Genomic DNA, 15,660 nt, shown 5'->3' with positions numbered 1-15,660 from the left:
AGTGCACGCGTCAAGGAGAGAATCGCAGCCGTGGACGGGGCTGAGGACGCCAGGCCCATCAGCGCCTCCCTAGTGGGGATTGGCAAATCCTTCATCGCCAAGGGTCGCACTGTCGACGCCATCCAAGACCTCAATCTTGAGGTGGAGCGAGGCGAGTACGTCGTGATAGTGGGCCCGAGCGGGTGCGGGAAGTCGACCCTCATCCGTTGTATCGCCGGCCTTGAAAGCCCCACCGCCGGGACCATCAGCATCAGCGGCAACGCGGTGTACGACGCCGAAAAGTCCATCGATAAGAAGGTGAACACCCGCAACGTCGGGATGGTTTTCCAGAACTATGCCCTCTGGCCACACATGTCGGTCGAGCAGAACGTCGAGTACCCGCTCAAGATGCGCAAAGTCCCGAAGGCGGAGCGGCGCGAACGGGTCGCGAAGGTCCTCGAGGCGCTCGAGTGCACAGCCCTTGCGAAGCGTCTGCCTGCCGAGCTGAGCGGTGGCCAGCAGCAGCGCATCGCACTGGCGCGCGCCCTCGTCTACGAGCCGGAGGTCCTGCTGCTCGACGAACCGCTCAGCGCGCTCGATGCGCTGCTCCGAGTCTCATTGCGAAGCGAGCTCCTCAGGCTGCACAGAGCTCTCGGCTACACAGCCATCCATATCACCCACGACCAGGAAGAAGCCCTCGAGATGGGTGACCGGGTCGTGCTGATGAGAGAAGGCCGCATCGAACAGATGGGTCCGCCAGCGGAAGTGTACGCCCGGCCCGTCTCACCGTATGCGGCGAACTTCCTCGGCGTGCGCAACCGTCTGACGGTCACCACGGACGGCCACAGGCTTCGGCACGAGAACGGGCTCATTATTGGAAGCGAGTCGCTCGCGGCGGCCGTCTCGGGCGAGCAGCCGCTCCAGCTGTTCGTGCGCGCCCGGGACACCCATGTCCGCAGGAATGCCGCAGGACTCGACCTGAATCCCGGTGACATCGAGGTTGAGGGGACGATCGCCCAGGTCGTGCTCGGAGAAGGGGGGCGCAGGCAGTACGTCATCGACATCGACGGCAGGCTCTGGTATGCCCAGCACGCCGAAGACCCACACCTTGAACCCGGAGAGGACGTGCGGGTCCGCACCCCCGCGGCCACGGCGCTGCTCTACCAGGGGGAGCAGCTGGTTGACCACTAGCGCGGACGGAAACGACATCAGCGGGAACAGAAGGATTTGAGAAGGATGACACTAACGCGCAATTACGACACCTTGTACATCGACGGGCAATGGATGGAGCCGGCGAGCTCCGATCGGATCGACGTCGTGTCCCCTGCCACCGAGGAGGTCATCGGATCGGCTCCCGCGGCCTCCAGAGCAGATGCGGACCTCGCCGTCGCCGCGGCACGGAAGGCGTTCTCCCACGGGCCCTGGCCCAGGATGTCGGTGCAGGAGCGGGCGTCGATTCTTCGCCGGGTTCGCGATGCCATCGCCGAACGCCGCGAAGACCTCGCCTCCTTGATCACCGATGAAATGGGCAGCCCGATAACTCAGTCCGTGGCCATCCAGGTAGGCGCCCCTCTCTCCCTGCTCGATTCCTACCTCGAACTGGTGGAAAGCTTCCCGTTCCGAGACATCCGGACATCCTCCTCCGGCAGCGCGCTCGTGACGAGGGAGCCCGTCGGTGTGGTCGCAGCAGTGGTCCCCTGGAATGTGCCATTGACCGTCGCCATCCAGAAGGTCGCCCCTGCGCTGCTGACCGGCTGCACCGTGGTGCTCAAGCCGGCATCAGAAACCCCTCTCACTACCTTGGCCCTGGCCCAGCTCTTCCATGAGGCTGGGCTCCCGCAGGGCGTGCTGAATGTGCTACCTGCAAGCCGGGAAGTGAGCGAGTACCTGGTCAGCCATCAAGGCGTGGACAAGCTGACCTTCACAGGATCAACCAGTGTAGGGCGTCGACTCGCGTCCATTTGCGGTCAGAACCTAACCCGGGCCACCTTGGAGCTGGGAGGGAAGTCGGCCGCGGTGATCCTCGATGATGCCGACTTGGATGCGACCGTCGAGGCCCTACGGCTCGGATCCCTTCGCAACAGCGGACAGATCTGCAGCCTGAAAACCCGGCTGCTGGTCTCGAACCGCCGCCACGACGAGTTCATCGACCGTCTGCGCAGCCTCCTCGGGTCGATGCCGGTCGGCGATCCCCACGATCCCGCGACCCAGATCGGACCGATGGTGACCTCACGCCAGCGGGACTCGGTCCAAGGCTACATCGAGGCCGGAAAGAACGAGGGAGCCACCCCTGTCGTCGGAGGCGGCGAAGCACCTGTGGATCGGGGATGGTTCGTCGATCCCACCGTATTCACAGACGTCACCCCGGACATGCGGATCTCGCTCGAGGAGGTGTTCGGACCAGTTCTCGCGGTGCTGCGCTACGACGACGAGGACATGGCCGTGGACCTCGCAAACCATTCGCCGTACGGGCTGAACGGCGCTGTGTTCACCAGTGACCTCGACCACGGAGTGGAAATCGCTTCTCGCATTCGTACTGGCACAGTTGAGATAAACGGCAACTCGGCCGGATTCCACGCGCCAGTCGGAGGGTTCAAGGACAGCGGCATCGGACGTGAAGCCGGGTACGAGGGTCTCGAGGCCTATGTCGAACCCAAGTCATACGGACTGCCATATGACTTCGCGATCGGGCTGGAAAACGAGGGGCAGGAAGCCCACGCCGTTGACGCATGACGGCATCCCCACGGCATCCAAGCGCCAAACCAGGCAGTCAGAAGGGACGCGGATGAACGCAAACCGCTACGAAGAAGGCCTCAGGATCCGCCGGGAAGTCAACGGCGACGCCGTCGTCGACCGGATCCAAGCCGAGACCGACGATTTCTCCCGCCCCATCCAGGATCTGGTCACGGAGTACTGCTGGGGCGAGATCTGGGGGCGACCTGGCTTGGATCGGCGGAGCCGGAGCATCCTGAACATCGGCATGCTGGCGGCCATGAACCGGCCTGATGCACTTGCCGGCCATATCCGATCCGGCCTCGTGAACGGGCTCACGCCGGCAGAGATCCAAGAATGCCTATTGCAGGTGGCGGTCTACGCAGGCATGCCCGCAGGGCTTGCGGCCTTCAAGGTCGCAAGCGGCATCATCGGCGAGTCCGAATAGCTCACTCCTGACGCGGCGAAGGGAGATGGCTCCGCGCCCCCGAGAGCGCGCGGAGTCCATTTCCCGGCCCGCTGGTTCATGAAACGTCAGCGCCCACAGGCTCTCGGCTGACCTTCTGTTGAAGTTGCCATCCGCGGGAGCCGCGTCCGGCAAACATCAACAGGGGGATTCTGCATGCCCGAAATACCATCGGCGCGCCCGTGAGAGAGCACGGAGCGCCCAGGAGCACGATCGAGCTCATCTTCCATCCCGAGTTCGGCTCCGCTCTAGCAGGGAAGGTCGTCCTGGTCACCGGGTTCTGGGCCCAGACCATGCTCTTCGTGGTCCTGACCTACGAGCGAACAGGCTCAGCTGCGTGGGTGGGCGCTGTGACCGCGGCGCAGCTTCTGCCACAGCTCTGCCTTGCGCTGCTGAGTGGGAGTATGGCCGACAAGCGCGGTCCACAGCTGCCTATCGTCAGCGGAGGAATCTGCTCAGGCCTAGGCTGCATCGGGCTCGCCCTCTGGATCGGAATCCCACAGACAGCGAATGCCGTTCCGGTGCAGATACCGCTGCTGACGGCATCGGCCGTCAGTGGGATAGGCATCGCGCTCGCCTCGTCGGCCATGCAGGCCGTCCCGCCGCGGCTCTCTGCCCCGAGCGAACGGGCCAGAGCGATGTCGTTGAACTTCCTTCCGACGGCCTTGGCCCGAACGCTTGGGCCCATTGCCGGGGCCGGTCTCGCGTCCGCTCTGGGCTCCGTACCAACCCTCGCCATCGTCGGCGGTGCGTGCCTCGGCGCGGCCGTCATCTTCCTCTTCATCCGACGGCTCGGCTCTCCGGGCAGCGACACCGCCCACGAGCACCGGCTCGGAGGCGTCGTCAGGTACTTGCGCGCAGACCGGCCTCTGCTGGCTGTGCTTTCAGGGGTTGCGGTCATCGGCGTCGGATCCGAATCGGCGATCACACTGGCTCCTCCCCTCGCTAACGTGCTGGGGATCGGGGCGCCTGGGGCCGGATGGGTGACTGGGGCTTTCGGTGTCGGAGGCCTTGTCGGCGTAGTCGGCTTCAGGGTCTGCAGCCGGTACTGCCGGCCTGGGACAGCAGGGTGTTTGGCGATGTTCCTTCTGGGGGCGTCCATGACGGCGATAGGGATTGCGCCATCATTGCCGTTCGCGACCGCAATGCTAGTCGTCGCTGGAGCGAGCATGGTCACCGGGATCACCGCTTTCAGCATCATTGTCCAGCAGCGATCCCCTGCCGCCTTCCTGGGACGGGTCATGGCGGTGTGGATCATGGCCTTCTCGGGGATCCGGCCCTTGGCTGGACTTGCACTCGGATTCGCCTCGGACCACGCCTCGACCCTGACGGCAGTGATCGGCGCGGGCATTTTGACGGTGGGGGGAACCCTCGGGGTGCGCTGGGGGCTCGGCGAACAGCGTCGGTCTCCGGCTGAACTGTCCCAAGGCGGTGGTGCGCCGACTCTGACGTCGTCTGGGCGAGGGCCCCACTCAGGGCCGTCGCTTGACGAATAAGACCCGGCTGAGTACATTCTTCGTTGGTAATGCTGAATGTATGTTCGTAATCGTGAACACCGCCAAGGCCAAACTCATCCTCCGGGCGTTGAGCACGAGCGCTGGCGCTGGTGGCACCAAGCGAAGAACGTGATCAAAGGAGAAGCGTGAGCTCATTGACGGCCGAGATCGGCCAGTTCCTGGCGAACGTGAAGTACGAGGATCTGCCCCTCGAGGTCCTTCCGATGGTTCGCGACGCCTTCACTGACACCGTGGCGGTTGTCATGGTCGGGATGGACCAGCCTGTCGCGGAAATCGTGCAGACCACGCTCGTTGAGCCGTCAGGGGTTGCGGAGGCCCGAGCGTGCCTCTCGGATCTCCGAGTCGCAGCGCCGAGCGCCGCGCTGCTCGCCGGTGCGATCGCGCACTCGCTCGACTACGACGATCAGTCGATGTCCGGGCATCCCAGCACAGTCCTCGTTCCCGCGATCCTCGCAGAGGCCGAGGTCCTCGGCTCGACCGGGCAGGAAATGATGACCGCCTACGTCGCCGGCTACGAAGTCTGGTGCGAACTGTGGCGGCGCGACCGGGGCTACCACGCCAAGGGGTGGCACCCCACGTCGGTCTTCGGCGTCATGGCAGTCGCCGCCGCAGGTGCGGTGCTCCATCGGCTTCAGGCGGAACGTGCCGCGGCAGCAGTGGCCATCGCGGGAAGCCATGCAGGAGGGATCTTCTCCAACTTCGGATCCATGATGAAGGGCTACCACGCGGGCATGGCGGCCCGCTTCGGCCTGGAGGCGGCTCGGCTGGCGGCTGCAGGCATGACTGCCGGGCCGGACGCGATCGAGAACAAGCAGGGCTTCCTCATGGCGTTCTCAACCGAGCGCACGCCGGACCTGACGTCCGATTCGAGGCTCGGAAAAGAGTGGTACCTGCCGAAGCACAAGATCCAGTTCAAGCTGCACCCCACCTGCTACTTCCTGCACCGGTCCTTCAACGCAACCGTCAAGATGCTCGAGGGCCGCAAGATTGATCCCGAGGACGTCGAATCGGTCGAGGTCCGCATGGGTCGCGGACAGGTGACGGTCCTCGTCTACGACCGGCCCCAGACGCGGTATGAGGCGGAGTTCAGCGGCCAATTCGGCATCGCAGCCGCCGTGATCCTCGGGAAGATGGGGGTGCCCGAACTCGCCGACGAGGTGGTCCAGCAGGCTGACCTCCAGGCCTTCTACCCGAAGGTCAAGCTCATCCCCATAGACGAGGTTGACGAGCGCGACCCGGTGTTCTCGACCTACGAATCGGTCAAGATGACCCTCCGCAGCGGAGAGGTGATCGAGAGCGGGCCGATCCTCACCGTCCCCGGCCAGGCCGGCGAGCCCCTGACCAGGGAGCAGATGTGGGGCAAGTTCCGGGAATGCACCGCCGAGACGCATTCCGACGACGAAGCCCGGGAACTCTTCGATGCGCTCCAGCGAATCGACTCGCTCCCTTCGGCGGCATCGATCCCGACGGCCGCGGGTCTCTTCGAGAGCCGGCTCGCAACCAACGTCCAGTAACCGCCCACAAAGGGTCGGTTCGTAACTGATTGAGGAAGAAGTTCATGGGACAAATCACTGTCGCTCAGGCAATCGCACGCCTCTTGGAGCAGATGGGCACCGAAGTCGTATTCGGTCTGAACGGCCACGGCAACTGGGCCCTGCTTGACGCGTTCGTGCACGAGTCGAACATCCGAAGCGTCGCCGTCCGGAGCGAGGACCACGCGGTGGAACTCGCCGACGGCTACTGGCGGCGCAAGCGCACCGCGCCCCTGCCCATCGTGACGACCAGTGTCGGCCCCGGCAACATGAACACTGTTCCACCGATCGCGTCCGCGTACTACGAGTCCATCGGCATGCTGATCCTTGCTGGCGTTGGCGCCACCCACTGGTTCGACCGCGGCGGGATCGAGGAGTTCTACCGCGACAGCCCGGAGGACTGGGCCGGCGTGATGAGGCCCATTGCCAAGAAGTCGCTGATGGCCACGCGTCCCGACACGGTGATCGACATGTTCCTCCGCGCCTACCAGACAGCGCACTCCGGACGCCCGGGCCCCGTCGTGATGGCCATTCCCTTCGACATCCAGAACACACTCATCTCCGATGACCTGCCGGACCCCCGCCCCTACATGGTCAGCCGCCGGCCGGCTGCCGACCCTCAGGGCATCGCCGAGGCCGTGGATCTCCTGAACACGGCGGAGCGACCCTCGGTCGTCGTCGGGAGCGGAATCGCGAACTCGGGGGCGTACGAGGCGCTCCTGGAGTTCGCAGAGACGACCGGCATCCCCGTGCTCACCACCCCGACGGGGAAGGCCGCGATTCCCGAGGACCACAGGCTGTCCATGGGCTGCATCGGACGGGCAGGGACGGGCCAGGGAAACTACGCTGCCCGGAACAGTGACGTCGTGGTCGCGATCGGAACGCATTTCACCGACATCGACACGGGCGGCTGGACGCTGTTCGACATTCCGAAGAACACGAAGCTCATCCACATCGACATCGACACTACCGAGCTCGGCCGTGCGTACCCGACTGCCGTTGCGATGACATCGGATGCCCGCCTGGCCCTGGAAGCGCTCACCGCCAGCGCTCGGGAAGCCGGGATCACGGAGCGGACCGAATGGACCTCGCTCCTGTCATCCAAGCGGGACGAGTGGCTGGCGGAGACCGAAGGGATGCGCACTTCTGACATCGCGCCTCTGCACTATGCGCGGGTCACCTGGGATACGGCGGCGGTTGTGGCGGAGAAGTGCCCCGACGCCTCGATCCACTTCGACACGGGCAACCTGCTCAGCTTCGGTCCCTCGTTCATGCCGGCCTCCTCACGGCATGTGGCCCATTCCGGCTTCATGCACCGGATGGGCTGGAGCGCAGCGTCCGCGCTGGGTGCGAGCATTGCCAGCAACGACGGCCCTGTCATAGCACTCCTCGGCGACGGCGCATTCCTGATGCGGGCCACTGTCGTCCCGACCGCGGTCGAACTCAACCTCCCCATCGTCTGGGTGATCATGGACAACAGGTCCTTCCAGATCGAGCGCGAAACGATGATCAAGGTCTACGGCCGGGAGTCCATGTGCGACTACCGCAAGGCCGACGAGGAAGGGCTGTGGGGACCCGACTACGCCGCAATGGCCGAAGCCATGGGGGCCAACGCGATCCGCGTCACGAAGGCCGACGAATACAGGACGGCGCTTGAAAAGGCCATCGACTCGGGCCAGCCGACCCTCATCAACGTCGAGACCGAACTCGAGACGCCCCAGTACCGGGCTATCTGGTACCCGTACCCGGCCAACTTCAACGAGACGTGGCGGCCCGGCCCCGTCGAGACCCCGGCAGGAGAGTAACCCGTGGCCGAACTGCGACTCACAGACCCTTCTCTCCTCCGGCAGTCCTGCCGTGTCGGAGGGGAATGGATTGCTGCGGATTCCGGCGAATCAGTGGCCGTCCTCAACCCGGCAACGGGGGAGGAGGTGGGATCCGTGCCGTTCTTCAGAGCAGAGGAGACCCGGCGCGCCGTCGAAGCAGCCGAGAAGGCTCTGCCCGCATGGCGCGGACTGCTGGCCAAGGAACGGGGCCGGCTCCTGCGTCGCTGGTTCGACCTCATCATCGAGAACAGCGACGACCTGGCGCGGATACTCACCGCCGAGCAGGGTAAACCGCACAAGGAGGCTCTCGCGGAAGTAGTGAGCGGGGCCCAGTTCATCGAGTGGTTTGCCGAGGAGGCCCGGCGGACCTACGGAGAGACGCTGCCCCCACCCGCACACGACCGCCGGGTCGTCGTCATCAAGCAGCCCATCGGGGTGTGCGCTGCCATCACGCCGTGGAACTTCCCGAACACCATCGTCACGCGGAAGGCAGCTGCGGCCCTCGCGGCCGGATGCACGATGATCGTGCGTCCGGCCACCGAGACCCCCTTCTCGGCCCTCGCGCTTGCAGAGCTGGCGGCACGGGCAGGGATCCCGGAGGGCGTCCTGAACGTCATCACCGGACATTCGAAGGACATGGGGCTCGAGCTCACGACGAACCCGACTGTGCGCAAGCTCTCCTTCACCGGTTCCACGGAAGTCGGACGGATCCTCATGGGGCAGAGCGCGAGCACGATCAAGAAGCTCGCGCTCGAGCTCGGCGGCAACGCACCCTTCATCGTCTTCGACGACGCCGACCTCGACCAGGCAGTCGAAGGCGCGCTCGCCTCGAAGTTCCGCAACTCCGGCCAAGCCTGCGTGGGCACGAACCGCTTCTACGTCCACGACGCCGTCTACGACGAGTTCTCCGCCAGGCTCGCCGAACGGGTCAAGTCCCTGGTCGTCGGGGACGGAGCGGATCCGGCTGTGACAATGGGACCCCTCATCGACACGAATGCCGTCGAGAAGGTCGAGTCGCACATCGCGGATGCGGTAGACAAGGGAGCGCGGGTCATCGCGGGCGGGAAGCGGCATGCCCTGGGGCGCTCCTTCTTCGAACCGACCGTGATGGTCGACGTCAGCCCCGAGTCGAGGGTGTCCCACGAGGAGACGTTCGGGCCGCTCGCCTCGATCTTCCGGTTCACGGACGAGGAGGAGGTCCTGAAGGCCGCCAACGATACCGAGCTCGGCCTGGCCGCCTACGTCTACACCCGCGACATCGGCCGGATCTGGCGGATGGGCGAAGCCATCGAGACCGGCATGGTCGGCTTCAACGTGGGGCTCATGGCGAATGAGGCCGTGCCGTTCGGGGGCATCAAGGAATCGGGGATCGGCAGGGAAGGGTCCCACTACGGCCTCGAGGACTACCTGGAAGTCAAGTACCTCTGCATGGGCGGGATCTGAGCAAATGCGCGAAGCAGTCATAGTCGAGGCGGCCCGCACACCGATCGGGAAGCGAAAGGGCTCGCTGGCCCACGTCCACCCGGTAGACCTATCCGCCCACGTGCTCAACGGCCTGCTCGACCGCACAGGCCTGGAACCCGAGGACATCGACGACGTGGTGTGGGGCTGCGTGACCCAGCTGGGCGACCAGTCGGGCAACGTCGGCAGATTCGCCCTGCTGGCCGCCGGCTGGCCCGAATCGATTCCCGGGGTGACGATCAACCGCGCCTGCGGGTCCAGCCATCAGGCGATCGAGTTCGCCGCCATGGGCGTGATGTCGGGCCGATACGACCTCGTCATCGCGGGGGGCGTCGAATCTATGACCCGCGTCCCGATCGGCTCCACACGCGCTGTCGGGGAGCCCTACGGGCCAGGGATGAACGCCCGCTATCACCACGCCGGCTTCGAGCAGGGGCCCGGCGCGGAGATGATGGCCGAGCGCTGGGGTCTCGCCCGCGGGGCTCTGGACGAGTTCTCTCTCGGGTCCCACACCAAGGCCGCCGCCGCCACGGATTCCGGCGCATTCGACCGGCAGCTCATCCCCGTCCCCGCAGCACCTGAACTGCTGTCCGACGAGGGAATCCGGCGCAACTCCTCACTCGAGGCACTCGCCGGGCTTTCCCCCGCCTTCCGCGAGGACGGCGTGGTCACGGCCGGCAACGCCTCACAGATCTCTGACGGGGCCGCGGGCGTCATTGTGACGACGCCCGAGCGTGCCGCCGAGCTCGGACTCACCCCGATCGTGCGGCTGCACTCCGGTGTCGTTGCCGGAGATGACCCGACCCTGGTCCTCTCGGCACCCATTCCGGCGACGGCGAAGCTCCTCAAGCGAAGCGGCGTCCGGCTGGAGGAGATCGGGGTGTACGAGGTCAACGAGGCGTTCGCCACGGTCCCGCTGGCCTGGCTGGCCGAGACCGGTGCCGATCCAGCCAGGCTGAACCCGCTCGGTGGGGCCATCGCCGTCGGCCATCCTCTGGGCGCGTCAGGGGCAATCCTGATGACCCGAATGATCAACCACATGCGCGACAACGGCATCCGGTACGGATTGCAGGCCATCTGCGAGGCCGGCGGCACTGCGAACGCCACACTCGTCGAGCTCGCAAACTGAGACCCGGGCGCCTGGCGCGTCCGGCTTCATCGACTTCGGAAGGATCCACTCTTGCAACTCGAGGGAACATCGACGCTCGTCACCGGCGGTGCGTCCGGCCTCGGCTTCGCGACCGCTGCACGTCTCGTGGGCAGAGGCGCAAGCGTCGTACTGCTGGATCTGCCCGGTTCTCCGGGCGACGAGGCACTCGAACGACTGGGGGAGAAGGCGAGGTTCGTCCCCGCCGACATCCTCGACGAGGACCAGGTGTCCGCCGCACTGGATGCAGCGGAGCAGAAGGGGCCGCTGCGGGCGGTCGTGCACTGCGCCGGCCGCGGCGGAGACCGGCTTCGGATCGTCGACAAGGAAGGCAAGCCCGGAGACTTCGACAGCTTCCAGAACGTCGTCCGGATCAACCTCTTCGGGACGTACAACGTGCTCCGTCTCAGCGCAGCGCGGATGGCCGGCAACGAGGTCGCGGACGGCGATAGGGGTGCGATTGTGCTCACGGCATCTGTCGCCGCGTTCGATGGGCAGATCGGACAGGCGTCCTACACCTCATCGAAGGCGGCCGTACACGGGCTGACCCTGGTGGCTGCGCGGGATCTGGCCAGCCGCGGGATCCGGGTCAACACCATTGCTCCCGGGACATTCGACACCCCGATGCTGGCCAGGCTTCGCAGCGACATACGCGACGGCCTCGCCGCTGCCGTCCCGCATCCTTCCAGACTGGGCAACCCGGAGGACTTCGCCCAGCTGGCGGTGTCGCTGCTGGAGAACGAATACATCAACGGAGAGACGATCCGTCTCGACGGGGCCATCCGCATGCCACCGCGGTGACGCAGACGTGCCGACGACATTGAGCTACTGAACGAAGGAGAAACGGGTGGACTTCGAACTCACCACAGAGCAGAAGGACTTCCGCGAGATGGTTCGCGCGTTCGCAGAACGCGAACTCGCGTCCGGAGCACGGGAGCGCGCTCACAGCAGCGACTACCCCTGGGACGTCGCGAAGAAGATGGCGGACAACGGCCTGATCGGGATCACGGTCGACGAGGAGGACGGAGGCGGGGGCGGATCCCTGATGGACGCCGTGATCGCCATCGAAGAGATCGCGGCCGTATGCCCCCGCAGCGCCGACGTCATCCAGGCCGGTAACTTCGGAGCGCTGCGGGTGCTCGCGAACTTTGCCACCCCGGGTCAGAAGGAGCGCTTCCTGGAGCCGCTGCTCGATGGCACGGGTTTGATCTGCGTCGCGATGACCGAGCCCGACGCCGGCTCGGCGGTCACCGAACTCACCACCACAGCCACCCCTGACGGGGACGGGTACAGGATCAAGGGCACGAAGATCTTCACGACCCACGGGCTGCACGCCTCCGTGTTCCTGGTCTACGTCAGGTTCGGGCCGGGCATCGACGGGATCGGGTCGGTCCTGATCGAACGGGACACCGAGGGCCTGAACTTCGGCTCACCGGCGAGCTTCATGGGCGGGGAGGATTGGAACCCCATCTTCTTCGACAACGTCTACATCCCTAAGGAGAACGTCCTCCTCGGCCCGGGAGGGTTCAAGAAGCAGATCAGCGGCTTCAATGTCGAGCGGATCGGCAACAGTGCCCGAGCCCTCGCACTGGGACGCTACTCCTACGAGCGGGCCCGCGAGCACGCCCTCGTGCGCAAGCAGTTCGGCCGAGCCCTGTGCGAGTTCCAGGGTCTGCAGTGGAAGTTCGCCGACATGAAGATCAAGCTCGATGCCGGACAGCTCCTGCTCTACAGGGCTGCAGTGCACGCGGACACAGGTTTCCCGTCCGCTGAGGAAACGGCCATCGCGAAGGTCATGTGCAACCGTGCGGGCTTCGACGTGGCGAACGAGGCTCTTCAGGTGCTCGGCGGCATGGGGTACAGCGACGAGATGCTCGTCGAGTACTGCCTGCGCCGCACCCGAGGATGGATGATCGCCGGCGGCACGATCGAGATGCTTCTCAACCGCATCGCCGAGTCAGTCTTTGACCGCCGGTTCTCCCAGAGGCGCTCGTGATGACCGAGACACTATCAAGGCTGCCCGAAGGATCAGGATTGAACGAGCAGGACCGCCGGGTTTTCGAGGGGATGTTCGCTCCACGGGTGATCGCACTCGTCGGTGCGTCGAGCGATGAGAATAAGCACACGTCCCGCCCCCAGAGGTCGCTTCGGCGCCACGGGTACGGCGGCAAGATCGTCCCGATCAACCCGAAGCGGGACGAGATCTTCGGCGACCGTGCCTATCCCAGCCTCCTCGAGGTGCCGGACACGATCGATCACGCGTTCATCATGGTTCCCGCGGCTGCGGTGCCCGAGGCGATCGAGCAGTGCATCGAGAGAGGCGTCCCCGTCGCCACCATATATGCCGATGGTTTCGCGGAGGCGGGCCCGGAAGGCAGGCGCAGGCAGGAGGAGCTGGTGGCCCGCGCCCGGGAAGGCGGAGTGCGGATCCTCGGACCGAACTGCAGCGGCGTGTTGAGCACCAGGCCGTCCAGCGCTCTCAGCGTCAACGCCGCCATCGAGCAGCTGGACATCAAGCCCGGTCCGCTGGCGGTGATCTCCCAGTCGGGGAGCATGACCGGTGGCCTGCTTTCGCGGGGCCTCGGACGTGGTGTGGGCTTCTCCAAGGTCGTCTCCATCGGCAACGAGAGCGACCTCACCGTCGGGGAGATCACAGATTGGCTCGTGGACGATCCCGAGACCGGCACGATCCTCCTCTTCCTCGAGACGATCCGCGACGCTCCCCGACTGGCATCTGCGGCGCGCCGCGCCATCGAGGCCGGCAAGCCTGTCATCGCCTACAAGCTCGGACGCTCAGCCGTAGGACGCAGCCTGGCAGCGTCCCATACCGGGGCGATGGCAGGCTCCGCAGAAGTCTCGGACGCGTTCTTCCGCGCCCATGGCATCCTGCGGATCGACAATCTGGAGACGATGTTCGAGCTCCCCGCGCTGCTGGCAGGTCGGCGCCCCAGCGAACGCCATCGTGTCGCCGTCATGTCGACCACCGGCGGCGGTGCGGCGACCGTCGTGGACCGCCTCGGCTCGATGGAGGTCGAAGTCGTCCCACCGAGCGAGGCCGTCGTCAGCTCCCTCGCCGATAAGGGGATCGACATCCCGCGCGGCCCCTTGACCGACCTCACCCACGCCGGAACCCGGGCCGACGTGTACGGGGCCGTCCTCGACCAGCTCGTTGCGTCCGACCACTGCGACCTTGTACTCGCCATTGCGGGGAGTTCGGCGCAGTTCCAGCCTGAGATCTCCGCCGGGCCGCTGGTCCAGGCGGGGAAGCAGGGCAAGCCCTTGGCGGCCTTCTTCGCTCCGCACGCCCCGGAGGCACTCGAACGGCTCAGCAAAGCCGCGGTTGCCGGCTTCCGCACTCCGGAATCGTGCGCCGACGCAATTCGGGCCTGGAGCCAGTGGCGGTTCCCCTCCGCCGCACCGGAATCCGACCATGCAGCGCTTGCCGCCGTGGCCTCTGCTGTTGCGGGGCTGAACGGCAGACGCCCGAACGAGCTCGACTCTGCCGGGATCTTCGCGGCGCTCGGGATTCCCACGGCATCAGCCATCGTGGTGCGCGAATCGGATTCGGCTGCCGACAGCGTCAACGAATTCCCGGTTGTGGCCAAGGTCCTTTCCGCCGATGTTCCCCACAAGACTGACGCCGGTGGGGTCGTCTTGGGCATCCGCAACACTGACGAGCTGACGCAGGCGATCGATCGGATCCGGGGCAATGTCGCCACACGGCACCCCACGGCCAAGATTGACGGCGTGCTCGTCCAAAAGATGGAATCAGGCTTGGCAGAGGTCATCCTAGGCTTCCGTCGAGATCCCGAAGTCGGCCCAGTCGTCGTGCTGGGGATCGGCGGAATCCTGGCCGAGCTATATCGGGACATCGCGGTGCGCATAGCACCGGTCGGAATCGAGGAAGCCCGCTCCATGGTCGCCCAGGTCAAGGGCCTGGCCGTGGTCCGCGGCTACCGGGGGCTCCCGCTCGGTGATACAGAGGCGCTGGCACAGGCCGTCGTTTCAATGTCCCAGCTGGCGGACGATCCGCAAGCTGGCATCGCCGAAGCCGAGATCAACCCCCTGCTCGTCCTACCAGACGGAGAAGGCGTGGTAGCCGTCGACGGCCTCGTCATCTGCTCTCCGCGCAGCTGAATCCGACACCGGATCTTCCAGACGAAGGATGAAGACCATGACGATCGACAACGCTCCCACCGGAGAGATCCTGGCGGACCTGTCAACCGACACTGTAGCCGTAGCACGGATTGCCCCCGGGGTGGCGCAGGTGACGATCAACCGCCCTGAGCGACGCAACGCCCTCAATATCGAGGTGAAGGAGCTCGTTGCCCGCGCCATCGAGGCCCTGGGCTCGGACCCTGCCGTGCGCGCAATTGTGATTACAGGGGCCGGGAATGCCTTCGTGGCCGGCACAGACGTCGCCGAGATGGAGTCCCTCACTCCCGTGGAGCACACGCTGAAGGTCACGGACCGCATGTTCTCGGTGCTTAGGTCCTGCCCGAAGCCCCTGATCGCTGCCGTCGAAGGATATGCACTGGGCGGCGGGTGCGAACTGGCGCTCTGCTGCGACATCATCATCGCCTCGGAGCGGGCGAGGTTCGGTCAGCCGGAGATACTGCTCGGGGTGATACCCGGCGCCGGAGGAACGCAGCGCCTGCTGCGCGCAGTTGGACGCTACCAAGCGATGAGGCTTCTGCTGACAGGCAAGCACGTCTACGCCGACGAAGCACTCGCCATGGGCCTCGTCTCGGAGATCGCCCCCGAGGGCAAAGCGCTTGAGGCCGCCACCGAGATGGCCGAGCACATCGCCAAGATGCCACCGCTTGCCGTCACGGCCATCAAGGAGGTGGTTCGTGCGGGAGCTGACGTGCCGCTCGACACCGCTCTGCTGCTCGAGCGCAAGGCATTCCAGATCCTTTTCGACTCGCAGGACCAGAAAGAGGGAATGCGTGCCTTCCTCGAGAAGCGGACCCCCGAGTACCAGGGACGCTGAAGGATCAGGGGCCGCCGCGGCGATTTC

The 15,660-nt window shown here is 65.7% G+C and carries 12 protein-coding genes; all 12 read left to right on the top strand.

All coding sequences use genetic code 11. The features are described from left to right. Nucleotides 1–30: 30 nt before the first annotated feature. The 12 genes from L0M17_RS12275 (at nucleotide 31) to L0M17_RS12220 (ending at nucleotide 15,633) form a co-directional block, all read left to right on the top strand. Nucleotides 31–1,170, top strand: coding sequence for an ABC transporter ATP-binding protein (locus L0M17_RS12275; RefSeq protein WP_241054258.1), 1,140 nt, complete (start codon nucleotides 31–33; stop codon nucleotides 1,168–1,170). Nucleotides 1,171–1,215: 45 nt separating this feature from the next. Beyond that, nucleotides 1,216–2,712: an aldehyde dehydrogenase gene (locus L0M17_RS12270; protein ID WP_241054257.1), complete on the top strand. Its 1,497-nt coding sequence runs from the start codon at nucleotides 1,216–1,218 to the stop codon at nucleotides 2,710–2,712. Nucleotides 2,713–2,764: 52 nt separating this feature from the next. After that, on the top strand, nucleotides 2,765–3,139 hold the full coding sequence (locus tag L0M17_RS12265) for a carboxymuconolactone decarboxylase family protein (RefSeq protein ID WP_241054256.1): 375 nt from the start codon (nucleotides 2,765–2,767) through the stop codon (nucleotides 3,137–3,139). A gap of 200 nt (nucleotides 3,140–3,339) precedes the next feature. Continuing rightward, a complete protein-coding gene (locus L0M17_RS12260) occupies nucleotides 3,340–4,653 on the top strand; it encodes an MFS transporter (protein WP_241054254.1) in 1,314 nt (437 codons plus the stop codon). 146 nt (nucleotides 4,654–4,799) lie between these two features. After that, complete coding sequence (locus tag L0M17_RS12255; protein WP_241054252.1) at nucleotides 4,800–6,188, top strand: MmgE/PrpD family protein; 1,389 nt, start codon at nucleotides 4,800–4,802, stop codon at nucleotides 6,186–6,188. Between the two features lie 44 nt (nucleotides 6,189–6,232). Continuing rightward, nucleotides 6,233–8,011 carry a thiamine pyrophosphate-binding protein gene (locus L0M17_RS12250; RefSeq protein ID WP_241054250.1) on the top strand — a complete coding sequence of 593 codons (1,779 nt, stop codon included), beginning with the start codon at nucleotides 6,233–6,235 and terminating at the stop codon, nucleotides 8,009–8,011. 3 nt (nucleotides 8,012–8,014) lie between these two features. After that, nucleotides 8,015–9,475, top strand: coding sequence for an NAD-dependent succinate-semialdehyde dehydrogenase (locus tag L0M17_RS12245; protein WP_308196870.1), 1,461 nt, complete (start codon nucleotides 8,015–8,017; stop codon nucleotides 9,473–9,475). A gap of 4 nt (nucleotides 9,476–9,479) precedes the next feature. Beyond that, the gene (locus L0M17_RS12240; RefSeq protein ID WP_241054248.1) at nucleotides 9,480–10,622 is read left to right on the top strand and encodes a thiolase family protein; all 1,143 of its coding nucleotides are present in this window, start codon (nucleotides 9,480–9,482) and stop codon (nucleotides 10,620–10,622) included. Between the two features lie 51 nt (nucleotides 10,623–10,673). Continuing rightward, on the top strand, nucleotides 10,674–11,441 hold the full coding sequence (locus L0M17_RS12235) for an SDR family NAD(P)-dependent oxidoreductase (RefSeq protein WP_241054246.1): 768 nt from the start codon (nucleotides 10,674–10,676) through the stop codon (nucleotides 11,439–11,441). 46 nt (nucleotides 11,442–11,487) lie between these two features. Then, nucleotides 11,488–12,636 (top strand): acyl-CoA dehydrogenase family protein, encoded by a 1,149-nt coding sequence (locus L0M17_RS12230; protein WP_241054244.1) that lies wholly within the window; start codon nucleotides 11,488–11,490, stop codon nucleotides 12,634–12,636. A gap of 38 nt (nucleotides 12,637–12,674) precedes the next feature. Beyond that, nucleotides 12,675–14,777, top strand: a complete 2,103-nt coding sequence (locus L0M17_RS12225; RefSeq protein WP_241054242.1) for an acetate--CoA ligase family protein — start codon at nucleotides 12,675–12,677, stop codon at nucleotides 14,775–14,777. A 37-nt stretch (nucleotides 14,778–14,814) separates the two neighbouring features. Next, nucleotides 14,815–15,633 carry an enoyl-CoA hydratase-related protein gene (locus L0M17_RS12220; protein ID WP_241054241.1) on the top strand — a complete coding sequence of 273 codons (819 nt, stop codon included), beginning with the start codon at nucleotides 14,815–14,817 and terminating at the stop codon, nucleotides 15,631–15,633. Nucleotides 15,634–15,660: the final 27 nt, after the last annotated feature.

It is taken from the genome of Sinomonas terrae, assembly GCF_022539255.1.
In the GTDB taxonomy this organism is placed as follows: domain Bacteria; phylum Actinomycetota; class Actinomycetes; order Actinomycetales; family Micrococcaceae; genus Sinomonas; species Sinomonas terrae.
Note: the sequence above shows the minus strand (reverse complement) of the source record. Positions and strands in the feature narration are given on the sequence as shown.

Excerpts from the sequence above, each read along its gene's own strand:
- L0M17_RS12250 (WP_241054250.1), top strand. The coding sequence starts at position 6,233 with ATGGGACAAATCACTGTCGCTCAGGCAATCGCACGCCTCTTGGAGCAG.
- L0M17_RS12240 (WP_241054248.1), top strand. The coding sequence starts at position 9,480 with ATGCGCGAAGCAGTCATAGTCGAGGCGGCCCGCACACCGATCGGGAAG.
- L0M17_RS12265 (WP_241054256.1), top strand. The coding sequence starts at position 2,765 with ATGAACGCAAACCGCTACGAAGAAGGCCTCAGGATCCGCCGGGAAGTC.
- L0M17_RS12270 (WP_241054257.1), top strand. The coding sequence starts at position 1,216 with ATGACACTAACGCGCAATTACGACACCTTGTACATCGACGGGCAATGG.
- L0M17_RS12220 (WP_241054241.1), top strand. The coding sequence starts at position 14,815 with ATGACGATCGACAACGCTCCCACCGGAGAGATCCTGGCGGACCTGTCA.